Raw genomic sequence first — 11765 nt, forward strand, 5'->3', positions numbered from 1 at the left:
CGAGCGAAACGATGTAATTGCCGTGGTTGCTCATCAGCGGCGGCATCAGGACATTCGGCAGGCGCAGCGAGCCGGCCGGGCCGAGAAAGAGGAACTGGTCGTCGGTGACTTCCGTCTTGAAGGGATGGTCGGCCTCGTCGCGCCAGCCGGGCAAAAGCTTGTCGACACCAATCGGATCGACCACGGCGCCGGACAGGATATGGGCGCCGACTTCAGCGCCCTTTTCGAGCACGACGACGGTGAGCCCCGGATTGACCTGCTTCAGGCGAATGGCCGCCGAGAGACCAGCCGGCCCGGCACCGACGATCACCACGTCGAATTCCATGCTCTCGCGTTCCGGCAATTCCTGCTGCTCGCTCATCGTCTCTCACTCCGCTCGGCCATTTCCTCAGGTAGGCTTCTTCCTTGGCAAAACATCACCGCCTTGTCGAGCCGAGTTGCGACAGCGGCTTTCAGTTTTTGATCAATGCCAGTCCTTGGGCGCAAAATTATATGACGCTTACGTTCACGTCAATTAAATTGCCGACCCCTGCCCGGCGCAAATTGCCACGGGGCGAGACTGCTTTGCGCTTCCCAAAAATGCCGCGACGCTTATAAGATCGCAGCACAATCAATGGAAAAGGACATCCACATGGATCTCGGGATCACCGGAAAACGGGCACTGGTGCTGGCCTCATCGCGCGGCCTCGGCCTCGGCATTGCCAAGGCTTTGGCGGCTGAAGGCGCGCATGTGCTGCTGTGCGGACGCAGCGCCGACAAGCTGAAAGCCAATTGCGAAGCGATCAACGCGGCCGGCCCCGGCAAGGCGGATTATGTCGAGGCGGATCTGGCGGATGCCGAATTCGTGCAGACCATGATGCATGCCGTGAAGGAAAAGCTCGGCGGCATCGACATCCTGGTCAACAACACCGGCGGCCCGACCCCGGGCACGGTGGAAGACATGACGGCGGAAAAACTCTATTCGTTCTTCCAGTCCATGGTGGTCCGGGTCATCACGCTGACCAATGCGCTGCTGCCGCTGATGCAGACGCAAGGCTTTGGCCGCATCCTGACGGTCGCCTCCTCCGGCGTGCTGGAGCCGATCCCCAACCTGGCGCTGTCAAACACCCTGCGCGGCGCGCTGGTCGGCTGGAACAAGACGCTGGCCACCGAAGTGGCGAGCTACGGCGTCACCGCCAACATGATCCTGCCCGGCCGCATCCATACCGACCGCATCGACGAGCTGGACGGTGCCAATGCGGCCAAAAGCGGCCGCACCATCGAAGAGGTGCGCAGCGCCTCGATCAAGACCATTCCGACCGGCCGGATGGGCACCACCGACGAATTCGGCGCCGCCGCCGCCTTCCTCTGCTCGGTCCCCGCCAGCTACATCACCGGCACCATGCTGCGCGTCGACGGCGGCGCGTTGAAGTCGAACTGAGGGATGGAATCGACGGCACCGGGACCCAAGGTGTGTGGGTCCGGTGCCGGGTGGGGTGGGCCATGCGGACGATGGGTTTCGGGGCTATAGGTGCGAAGTGGACATTGATAATTCCCGCTATAATTATACACCATGAACACTCTTGAATTTTTCATCTCGGAATCGCTCGCCAGCAACGATCACCAAGTCAGGGTGATCATTGACGGCAAAGACTGGCTTGGCGAAGACCATTTGGGAATTGATCCTCCTGAGCTGTTCGAGGAATTGGCTCATGTGTCGAGTGGGAAACTTCTGATTGGCCGCTGTGATTGCGGCTGTGTTGGTTGCGCAGATCTTGTCGTTCAAATTCGCACCACTGGAGAAACGACGGAATGGCATGATCCTTCTGGCAAGATGGTCAGTTTTGAGACCAGCGACTATCTCCGCAAGGTCGATGCTTTGACGAATGATCACTCCTGGGAACCTGTTGGCCGCACAGTGGAAAGGCTGGTGAGCGAAAAGTTTGCAGCGACAAGCACAGACCAAGGGCACACTTTTCAATGGAGCTCGACAAGGATTCAGGATGGGATCATCAGCCTAAGCTTCTCAAATGGGAAGGAGCAGCAATTGTTGAGCTTCGAATGGGATAGTCAGACACTGGAATCCGCGTTGACAAATGCCGACGTGTTCTACAGGGAAAATTTCCATTCCGCATGAGGGTTCGGAGTCCGCTTCTGGCATCTTTGACGCCGATCGCCAACCTGGCGCTGTCCAACACCCTGCACGGAGCGCTGGACGGCGGCAATGCGGTCTTTGACCGGTTTTGACGCCAAACAACCCTCGACACCCAAAAGCCATATCGTCCCCTCCGTTTTCGACCTATGGTCGAGGCATCCATTTGTCGCTGGGGAGCATCATGACCACGCACTACACGCCATTTGACGTATTCCAAAACTTTCCGTGCACCGGAATGGAGCTTTACGACCTTCGCCACAGCTATTTCGGCGAGGACGGAAAGCCTCTGACCGCCTATTTTTCGATGCCAATTGGTGACGATCTGCTCAAGGTTCACTTTCGCAATGCAGATATCGTTCGCATCCTGGACGAATTATTGCTTTCCACTGAAGAATACGGCATCAAGCCTTACCATTTTGCATATCGCGTGGATAATAGCCGCTTTTTTCTCTCTCAATCCGAATTCTATAAAGATCTAAAGCGTGAAGCGGTGCACTATAGATTTATAACAGGCGGCGCCTGCTTAGACGTTCTTACAACGTGTGAACCTATTTTCGCGTTAGTCCGATGCTTTGCTCGTTTGCCCGAGCCTGACGAAGTCTGATAGTCTTACGGTCGATGCAATCATCGCTTATGGCCCAATGCGGCGAAAAGCGGCCGCACCATCGAAGAGGTGCGCAGCGCCTCGATCAAGACCATTCCGACCGGCCGGATGGGCACCACCGACGAATTCGGCGCCGCCGCCGCCTTCCTCTGCTCGGCCCCCGCCAGCTACATCACCGGCACCATGCTGCGCGTCGACGGCGGCGCGTTGAAGTCGAACTAAGGGATGGGATCAACGGCACCGGGGCCCAAGGTGTGTGGGTCCGGTGCCGGGGTGGCAATGGGTGATGAGCAGCGCGGCCAAAAGCGCTGCTTTCAGAACAGACGGTCGGTACATCGCTCGGTCTCCCATGCCTTGAGAAAATTCGCCTCTCGCGCAATCCAGCCTACAGAGTTACTTCCCCACTCCTGCGCTCGGCTGGCATATTCGCCCATCAGCCAAAGGTGGCGTACGATCACAAACCGTAGGGCTGCTTCGAGGTCGTCATGGGTTATTGGGCGGATCGTCCGATAGCCATCCACGAAGGCGTGCCACATGGCGGTCAATTCCCGACCAAAGGAGACTTTCGCCCATAGGAAAACCGCGAGGTCATATGCGAGGTATCCGGGACCTCCGTCATCGAAATCGAAAAACACGGCTTCACCCGCCTCGTTAATATGCGAATTGAAACCGTGGCAGTCTCCGTGACAGTAGGTCCAGGTCAGATTGCCGAACGCTTCGATCGCCTTTGCAGTCCGCTTGGCGATGTTTTCAAGATCGACGATGACCTGTGCCTCTTCCACAATTCCGCTATCGCGTATTCGGGCAAGTGGCCGATGCAGCAGATGTTCGAGGTCAAGCCGATAGAGGGCTCCGTCGGACGCAAACGTCTCGGCCGCATTGTGCAGGAGAGCAAGGGTCTTGCCGTTGGCCCAAGCATCGCCGGCATCGTTCGCATGCGCTTGGCGGCCACCAATCGCCTGAAAGAGCACACAGTCGCGCGCACCCTCCGGCGCGTGGCCTTGAAGGAAGAAAGTGCCATCGCGTGTCGCAATCGGCGCGGCGACGGGAACTCCTGATTTTGCAAGATGGGTCAGGAATGCAGTTTCAGTTTTGACATCGGCTGGCCCACGGTCACGGTGGTGAGACAGTCGAAACACATAACGCTCGCTGCTGCTCGCCGTGGCAAGATAAACATCATTAAGGCCCCGTTGCAGCAGTCTGCAGGAGACCGGCGCTCCCAGCGCGTAGTACCGGTTGATAAACGTCTCTATCGTCTCAATCTGCGGTGTCGAATATAGCGGATAAAAATCGAGCATTAGGGTGTCCCGTGGAAACGACAGGAGGCTGTTTTGGCATCGCGGCCAATTCGGCTATGGCAGAATAGGGAGTTCTGCCATAGCCACAATGACCTCCGCTAACCCAAAGCGACCCTCCTTACCAAAAAATCACTTCGTCCCTTCGCCTTTCCGCCCTATGGTCGCAAGATCATCATCGGAGCCGCGCAGCATCATGGCCATCGTCAAAATCGCCCTCACCATCATCGGCGCGCTGGCCGCTCTGATGGGTCTCGTCTGGATCGGCCAGGGCACCGGCCTGTTCCCCTATCCGGCGTCCAGCTTCATGATCAACCAGAGCCCGTGGATCCTGCGCGGCGCCATTTTGATGATTGTCGGGCTGGCGGTTATCTGGGGTGCACGGCGGTTCGTGAAGTAGGCCGTTTTCGACCGCCTGAGACCGTCGATTTCGCCACCGCCCACCGACAATTGCCGCAACGCACCATCTCCCCTTGCCAACCCCTGCCGCCTGTGGCATCACGCCGGCTCTTCATTCGTCGGGGTGCTTGATCACAAGGCGCCCCGTTTCGCGTTCGGGGGTTTCCCTGTTCCAACATTCGCAAACGACCAAGGAGCGGCGGCGATGGCTGAGGCGCTGGGGCTGGATTTCGGCACGACTAACACGGTTCTGGCGCTGGCCGACAGCGCGACGACGACCCGCTCGGTGTCCTTCACCTCGGCGGCCGGCACCAGCGACAGCATGCGCACGGCTCTGTCCTTCATGAAGGATGCGCAGCTTGGCGCCCGCGCGCTCAAAGTCGAGGCCGGACAGGCGGCGATCCGCCAGTTCATCGACAATCCCGGCGAATGTCGTTTCCTGCAGTCGATCAAGACCTTTGCGGCCTCGGCGCTGTTCCAGGGCACGCTGGTGCATGCGCGGCGTTTCCAGTTCGAAGACCTGATGGAAGTGTTTTTGCGCCGGCTTGAGGCCTATGCCGGTGACGGCTGGCCGGGTCATGCCAAGCGGATCGTCGCCGGCCGGCCGGTGCATTTCGCCGGCGCCAGCCCCGATCCGGATCTGGCGATGCGGCGTTACAACGAGGCGCTGTCGCGCTTCGGCTTTCCGGAAATCCACTATGTCTATGAGCCGGTGGCGGCCGCCTTCTATTTCGCCCAGCACCTGACGTCGGATGCGACCGTGCTGGTCGCCGATTTCGGCGGCGGCACGACCGACTATTCGCTGATCCGCTTCGAGACCTCCGGCGGCAAGCTTTCGGCCACGCCGGTCGGCCATTCCGGCGTCGGCATTGCCGGCGACCAGTTCGATGCGCGCATCATAGAGCATCTGGTGGCGCCCGAGATCGGCAAGGGCAGCCAGTTCAAGAGTTTCGACAAGGTGCTGGATATTCCCAGCAACTATTACACCTCGTTTTCGCGCTGGAACCAGCTGTCGATCTTCAAGACATCGAAGGAATTCACCGACCTGAAATCGCTGGTGCGCCAGAGCCTTTCGCCCGACAAGCTGGAGCTGTTCATCGATCTGGTCGATCATGACGAGGGCTATCCGCTCTACCAGGCGGTCTCGGCCACCAAGATGGCGCTGTCGGCGGGCGAAGAAGCGCCGTTCAACTTCGCGCCGCTCGGCAAGGCGGGGCAGAAGGTGGTCAAGCGGAGCGATTTCGAGAGCTGGATCGGCGCCGACCTGGCGCGCATCGAAGGGGCGCTCGACGAGGTGCTGGAAAAAACCCAGACCGCGCCCGGCAGCATCGACAAGGTGTTCCTGACCGGCGGCACGTCCTTCGTGCCGGCCGTGCGGCGGATCTTTACCGAGCGCTTTGCGAGCGACCGCATCGAGACCGGCGGCGAACTGGTGTCGATCGCCCATGGCCTGGCGCTGATCGGCGAGCGCGACGACATCGCGCAATGGGCCGCCTGAGCCATTCGGCTGTTTCCTTTGGCGCGGCGCCGGTCTAGAACTGAGCCATGATATCCGCCAACGATCTTACCGCTGCCGAGCTTGCCGCACTTCTGCATTTCCATGGGGATGCCGGCGTGGAATGGCTGCTGGAAGAGCAGCCGGTCGACCGGGTGGCGGCCTTTGCCGCCGAGCGCGAGGCGCGACAGATCCGCACACCGACGCCTGCCCCCGCCACGGCGCAGATGCCCGCAGCTGCCGCCAAGCATTCCGCCAGCGAGCGGGCGGCACCCCGTCCGCCGGCCGCCATGCCGGTTGCCATTCCCGACGAACACGCCGTCACCGAGGCGCGGCTGACGGCGGAAAGCGCCCGCAGCCTGGCCGAGCTTAAAACCGCCATCGAGGGCTTTTCCGCCTGCAACCTGAAAATGAGCGCCCGCTCGACGATCTTTGCCGATGGTGCGGCCACCGGCCGGATCATGGTGATCGGCCCGATCCCCAATGGCGACGACGACCGCGAGGGCCTGCCCTTTTCCGGCCGGCCCGGCCAATTGCTGGACCGCATGCTGGCGGCGATCGGCATCACCCGGGCCGATACGCTGCTGACCACCGTCATTCCCTGGCGTCCGCCCGGCGACCGCATGCCCTCAGTCCCGGAAAGCGCCATCTGCCGGCCGTTCATCGAACGGCAGATCGAGCTTGCCGAACCGCGCGCCGTGCTGCTGCTCGGCAATTATACCGCCCGCTTCTTCTTCGGCGGCAACGAGACCATTCATGGGCTGCGCGGCCAATGGCGCGAGATCGCCTGCGGCAACCACACGGTGCCGGCCATGGCGAGCCTGCATCCGCAGGAACTGCTGACGGCGCCGGCCACCAAGGCGCTGGCGTGGCAGGACCTGCTCGCCTTCAAACGGCGAATCGCGGCGATCTGAGCGGCAATGGTGATTTTTTCGGCACTTATGAATAAATTATAAAAGTCGGTATGCGTTTTGCGCATATCAGCGCCGCGCCAACTTGCCTTGTCGAATCGATGTTGCGGTGCAATATAGACTTCAACTGTGGGAGGATCGACCACAAGGAACCACTGCAATGACGACCCGCGCTCGCGCCATTCACAGCAATTTCGAGACCTTGCGTCTGGCTGGTGAACCCATCAGGTCAAGCCATCCCTATCACCGCTTCGGCTCGGCCACCAACGAGCAGATCAGCGCCCGCGTGTTCAGCCGCATCGGCCAGATCACCCGTCCGTCAGCCGTCTTCGCCGATTTTCGCGAATCCTGAGCGACCGTGAGGCGGTCGGGCATGGCCCGGCCCGGACTGCATAGCTGCCCCGCGCCATTGTGCATTGCACAATTTTTCCCGGCAGGCGATGATGCGGCTTCGAATTGGACTGACTGTCACCGTAGGATATTCGTCATGATCGCACGTTTTCATCCATTGCGCAGCCTGAAGGACGCCGTGTTGCAGATCAGCTCGGCGATCAGTGCTTCGGAAGAATATAGCCGCGCCTCCTCGGCCGACCCGAGCCACGCGTTTGGCCGGTTCCCGTCGAAGTTCCATCAGGGTGTGTGCGGCATTCCGCTTTAATCGCAGCCGTTCGACCTTAGGCACCTCTGCCGCCGGCGCCCTTGCGTCGGCGTTTGCATGTCTGGCCCCAGCCGCCACCGTCGCCAAGGATTGCGGCCGTCAGCCGTGGCGCGCCTCTTCGAACACCGTGTCGAGAATGGCGAACTTGACCGCCTGCCAACGGCAATACTCCTCCAGATAGTCTTTTTTCAGCCAGAGATGGGTCTTCTTCTGGTCGTCGTGCCAGGCCAGGCAGCCGATCTCGACCGCCTTGCGCAGCAGGCGCTGCAAATGGGTGCGCGACATCATGAAATGGCCGGCCAGGGCACGGGCGTCGACCCGGCCGATATCATAGCCCTGCGCCTGTTCGCTGCCCGGCTCGATGCGGCGGATCAACTCGTCCATGACCAGGCCGCCGGCCTCCGTCCACAGGAAGATCGCCACCCGTTCCGGCGGCTCGCGCCAGCGACGGTCGTCGATGCAGAGCCGCGCCACGCGCGGCTGGACGATGCGGAACAGCGCCGGCGTTGCGCAATAGGTGGCAAACCGGTCGCCGGCGTCGATCTGGTCGAGCGCCGCCAGGTTGGCCGCCAGCCACTTCCACATCGCCTGCTGGCTGATCTCGGTGGCTTCGAAACGACGAGGCCGGCGATGCGCGTCGCCGGCAACGCGGATGAACCGGTAGCTGAGCAATTGGTCGAGGAAGTTTAAAACCGTGTTGCGGCTGGCGACATTGACCTCGGTGATCATCTGCTTCAGGCGCCCCGCGGTCAGGCCGGATGGCGGGTTGGCCGGATCATATTCGAGATAGAGGGCAAAGCCCGCCTGGCTCAACAGCCAGCGCTGGTGGGAGGCCAGCATGCGCGCCAGGCGCGGATTGCCGTCGAACTCGCCCTGCAGGTTGACGGCCAGAAAGCGCAATGCGGTCACAAAGGCCGGTGACTCGATCAGTCGCTGTTCCGAAAGGGCCATACTCAAGTGCCTGCGCTCCAAATGCATATTCATGTCTGTCCCCACCCCACCCCACCCGAAACGCTTGCCCGACCCGCCGTTCTCCGGCATTTCAAAGCGTTAACCTTGCCTGCCTGAACGGGTGCTGAACATTTAGCGTTCCACACGTTGATGACGCTTGTGCAGTGTCTGTGGCCGGATTTGTCGAACCGTCGCTTAAAACTCCCATAAATGGAAGGTTACGCGATACTGATTTAGAAATCCTCTCTTTTGCAGCGTCCGGTGTCGCAATCGACACCGCCTCTTCTTTTGGGTAAAGGCAGGATCGCTTCAGCCGTTAAGGACAGCTGTCGGTCGCTGCCATGATTCGAAGCGAGCCCGCCAGGCGCAAAGAGCAGCAGGCCGATGTCGCCTGCCCTCCAACGCCGCGTTGCTCGCGCCGCCATGGCAAAGGCCCAATAGATCGGAACCCAAGCCATGCTGCTCAGCCTCGCCTCCGTCGCTACCCTGATGCTGTCGACCCTGCTGATGATGGCCGGTTTCGGCCTGATGAACTACATGCTGCCGATCCGTTCGCTGGCCGAGGGCTGGTCGACGCTGACCATTTCGGTAATCGCCACCGGCTACACGTTCGGCTTTACCCTGTCGTGCATCGTCACGCCGAAACTGGTGCAGCGGGTCGGCCATGTCCGGGTGTTCAGCGCGCTGATCACCCTTTTGACGGTCTCGGTGCTGCTCTGCTCGCTGATCATCGAATGGCGCGCCTGGGTGCTGTTTCGCGGACTGGCCGGCTTTGCCATCGCCGGCAGTTACCTGATCATCGAAAGCTGGCTGAACGAGCGCGTCACCAATGACAATCGCGGCGCGCTGTTTTCGGTCTACATGATCACCTGCCTGGTCGGCTCGATCGGCGGGCAGTATATCGTGCCGCTCGGCGACCCCAGCGGCGCGCAACTGTTCATCCTGTGCGGTCTGATCTTTTCGCTGGCGATCTTTCCGACGGCGCTTTCGACCGCCCAGTCGCCGGCACCGATCGCCCAGGCGCGCTTCGACCTGAAGAAACTCTACCGACGCTCACCGGTGGCCTTCATCGGCTCGCTGCTGTCGGGGGCGCTGTCGGGCACCTGGGGAAGCCTCGGCGCGGTCTATACCCAGAATGTCGGCATGAGCACAGCCCAGGGTGCGACCCTTCTGTCCGCCGTGCTGGCCGGCGGCGCCCTGGCCCAGATGCCGATCGGCCGCATTTCCGACCGGGTCGACCGCCGCCTCGTCATGGTGTTCTGCGGCCTGTTCGGCACGCTGTCCTGCCTGGTCATGGCGGTGTTCAGCACCGACAATCCGCTGCCGCTTTATATCGGCGGCTTCTTCGTCGGCACGGTGCTTTATCCAGTCTATGCGCTCAATGTCGCCCATGCCAACGACCTGGCCGAGCCGAACGAATATGTGACGATCTCGAGCGGCATCATGATCCTTTATGGCCTTGGCACCGTATCCGGCCCGCTGATGGCCGGAACGGTGATGGAATGGGCCGGGCCGAAGGGCCTGCTGTGGTTCCTGGCACTGAGCTTTGCGGCCTATGCCGGCTATGCCGGCTGGCGCATGACGCGCCGCCCGTCCCGCGAAGGGCTGGTCGGCAAGACCGATTTCCAGTCAATGCCGATCCCCATGCAGGGCACCGATCCCGGCCATACGCCGAATGCCTCATTCGGCGAGACCGAACCGGGCGGACCGACACGCTCCTGACGGGCCTTACAGCTTACCCCTGCGGGGTTGACGCCTTGCGGGACGCCTTGCGCTCAAGCCCCAGCTGGTGCTCGCGGTAGATGATGAAAATCCCGGCCGAGGCAACGATCGCGGTTCCGATCAGCGTGTTGAGCGTCGGGATATCGCCGAACAGGAGATAGGCGATCCCCGAGCCGAGCAGGATCGAGGTATATTCGAACGGGGCAATGGTCGAGACATCGGCGTGCCGGTAGCTTTCGGTCAGCAGGATCTGGGCGATACCGCCCAGAAAGCCCGCCATCGCCAGCAGTCCCAGCGACGACCAGGCCAGCACCGACCATCCGAAAGCCCAGGTGATGGCCGAAAGCAGCGAGGCGATCAGCGAGAAATAGAGCACGATCGTCGCGGTCTTTTCCTCATGAACCAGTTGGCGGACCTGCAGCATGGCAGCGGCGCCAAGCGTCGCCGACATCAGCACCGCTGCGGCGCCCACGGCTGCCGTCGATTGCAGCCCGACTTCCGAAAACAGCGTCAGCTTCGGCCAGGTGATGATCGTCACGCCCACCATGCCGATCAGAACCGCCGACCAGCGATAGAAGCGTACGCTCTCTTTGAGGAAAACCGCGGCAAAGACGACGGCAATCAGCGGCATGGCATAGCCGATGGCGATCGAGTCGGGCAGCGGCAGGTGGACAAGGCCGTAAAAACCGAAGCCCATCGACGCAATGCCGATGACGCCCCGTTTGACATGGCCGAACGGATTGCGGGTGTAGAAGGACGAGCGCAGCTCACCCTGATAGGTCAGGTAGAGCAAAATGGGCACGATGGCGAAGGCGGAGCGGTAGAACGCCACCTGGCCTGCCGGAATATCGGGACCGGCCGCCTTGATGCAGGTCTGCATGCCAACGAAAACGGCGACAGAGGCGATCTTCAATAAAATTCCCCGCAGGGGATTCGTGGCGGCAATGGCCATCAAAAACTGCTCGTGAACTGAATGCAAGGGTGGGCGAACGGACAACGTCACGATTCGGCGGCAAGACAAGACGTTCAGGATCGGCCAAGCGGGCGCATCTGGCAAGGCCTTCCTTGTGCGTCATCCCGCACAAAAACAGAGCAAGGGCCCTGAGAGATAAAAAACACCGCCAATGGGCCAATTTCACCAGACCGGATGAAACGACCCAGGGCCAGTCGATCGTCGAGAAGGAAGCCAACCTGCCGCCGCACATTACCGAGAAGACCGAGGTGTTCCTGCTCGATGGCAATCTCAAGGTCATCGCCTCCAGCAACCCGGCACGGCTTCATACGCATTTTGCACTACACAACCCCGGCAATGGCATGCGCGGCAACTATTACGACAATAGCGGCAACATCGTCGCCTATGCCAGGACGCTCGGCTACGAAGATTACGATGGCCTCGGCTGGTATGGCGTGATCGTTCAGCAAACCGACAGTGACGACGCCATTCGTCCGCAGTTCGGCCTCAAATAAGCTTGGTGGTACGCCGCCGCGGCGCGGCGTACTTTAATTTTATTCGGATAGGGCCGAAGTATTTTGTCAGTTTTAGCAATCGTTCAGAAATTGATGCGATGCTTGTTACAAAGTCGCGCCGCCCGGCAT

General features: G+C 60.9%; 13 protein-coding genes and 2 pseudogenes. 11 read left to right on the plus strand and 4 right to left on the minus strand.

What is annotated here, in order from left to right; translation table 11 throughout:
- The coding region (locus HGO38_RS29555) for an NAD(P)/FAD-dependent oxidoreductase (protein WP_250959373.1) at positions 1-361 on the minus strand (361 nt) is incomplete at its 3' end.
- A 270-nt stretch (positions 362-631) separates the two neighbouring features.
- Here HGO38_RS29555 and HGO38_RS29560 point away from each other — a divergent pair.
- The 4 genes and pseudogenes from HGO38_RS29560 to HGO38_RS29575 all read left to right on the plus strand — a co-directional run.
- Entirely contained in the window at positions 632-1420 is a 789-nt protein-coding gene (locus HGO38_RS29560; RefSeq protein WP_250959374.1) for an SDR family oxidoreductase, read from the plus strand.
- 132 nt (positions 1421-1552) lie between these two features.
- Entirely contained in the window at positions 1553-2116 is a 564-nt protein-coding gene (locus HGO38_RS29565) for a hypothetical protein (protein WP_250959375.1), read from the plus strand.
- A gap of 199 nt (positions 2117-2315) precedes the next feature.
- Positions 2316-2738, plus strand: a complete 423-nt coding sequence (locus HGO38_RS29570) for a hypothetical protein (protein WP_250959376.1) — start codon at positions 2316-2318, stop codon at positions 2736-2738.
- A 51-nt stretch (positions 2739-2789) separates the two neighbouring features.
- Positions 2790-2960 (plus strand): annotated as a pseudogene (locus HGO38_RS29575) (SDR family oxidoreductase); the annotation flags it as partial.
- A gap of 92 nt (positions 2961-3052) precedes the next feature.
- Here HGO38_RS29575 and HGO38_RS29580 read toward each other — a convergent pair.
- Positions 3053-4036, minus strand: coding sequence for a phosphotransferase enzyme family protein (locus HGO38_RS29580; RefSeq protein WP_250959377.1), 984 nt, complete (start codon positions 4034-4036; stop codon positions 3053-3055).
- Between the two features lie 193 nt (positions 4037-4229).
- Between HGO38_RS29580 and HGO38_RS29585 the strand changes: the two genes are divergently transcribed.
- From HGO38_RS29585 to HGO38_RS29605, 5 genes are all read left to right on the plus strand, one after another.
- Entirely contained in the window at positions 4230-4433 is a 204-nt protein-coding gene (locus tag HGO38_RS29585) for a hypothetical protein (RefSeq protein ID WP_250959378.1), read from the plus strand.
- Between the two features lie 204 nt (positions 4434-4637).
- The gene (locus tag HGO38_RS29590; protein WP_250959379.1) at positions 4638-5930 is read left to right on the plus strand and encodes an Hsp70 family protein; all 1293 of its coding nucleotides are present in this window, start codon (positions 4638-4640) and stop codon (positions 5928-5930) included.
- 47 nt (positions 5931-5977) lie between these two features.
- A complete protein-coding gene (locus tag HGO38_RS29595) occupies positions 5978-6841 on the plus strand; it encodes a uracil-DNA glycosylase (RefSeq protein ID WP_250959380.1) in 864 nt (287 codons plus the stop codon).
- Positions 6842-6998: 157 nt separating this feature from the next.
- Complete coding sequence (locus tag HGO38_RS29600; RefSeq protein WP_250959381.1) at positions 6999-7190, plus strand: hypothetical protein; 192 nt, start codon at positions 6999-7001, stop codon at positions 7188-7190.
- Between the two features lie 135 nt (positions 7191-7325).
- Positions 7326-7496 carry a hypothetical protein gene (locus HGO38_RS29605; protein ID WP_250959382.1) on the plus strand — a complete coding sequence of 57 codons (171 nt, stop codon included), beginning with the start codon at positions 7326-7328 and terminating at the stop codon, positions 7494-7496.
- Positions 7497-7595: 99 nt separating this feature from the next.
- On the opposite strand, the gene HGO38_RS29610 is transcribed toward HGO38_RS29605, so the two are convergent.
- Positions 7596-8447: a hypothetical protein gene (locus tag HGO38_RS29610; protein WP_250959404.1), complete on the minus strand. Its 852-nt coding sequence runs from the start codon at positions 8445-8447 to the stop codon at positions 7596-7598.
- A gap of 456 nt (positions 8448-8903) precedes the next feature.
- Between HGO38_RS29610 and HGO38_RS29615 the strand changes: the two genes are divergently transcribed.
- Entirely contained in the window at positions 8904-10169 is a 1266-nt protein-coding gene (locus HGO38_RS29615; protein ID WP_250959383.1) for an MFS transporter, read from the plus strand.
- 13 nt (positions 10170-10182) lie between these two features.
- On the opposite strand, the gene HGO38_RS29620 is transcribed toward HGO38_RS29615, so the two are convergent.
- Positions 10183-11121 carry a DMT family transporter gene (locus tag HGO38_RS29620; protein ID WP_250959384.1) on the minus strand — a complete coding sequence of 313 codons (939 nt, stop codon included), beginning with the start codon at positions 11119-11121 and terminating at the stop codon, positions 10183-10185.
- A 194-nt stretch (positions 11122-11315) separates the two neighbouring features.
- Between HGO38_RS29620 and HGO38_RS29625 the strand changes: the two are divergent.
- Positions 11316-11636: pseudogene (locus HGO38_RS29625) on the plus strand (methyl-accepting chemotaxis protein); the annotation flags it as partial.
- Positions 11637-11765 lie beyond the last annotated feature (129 nt).

The organism is Rhizobium sp. CG5 (assembly GCF_023701945.1).
In the GTDB taxonomy this organism is placed as follows: Bacteria; Pseudomonadota; Alphaproteobacteria; order Rhizobiales; family Rhizobiaceae; genus Allorhizobium.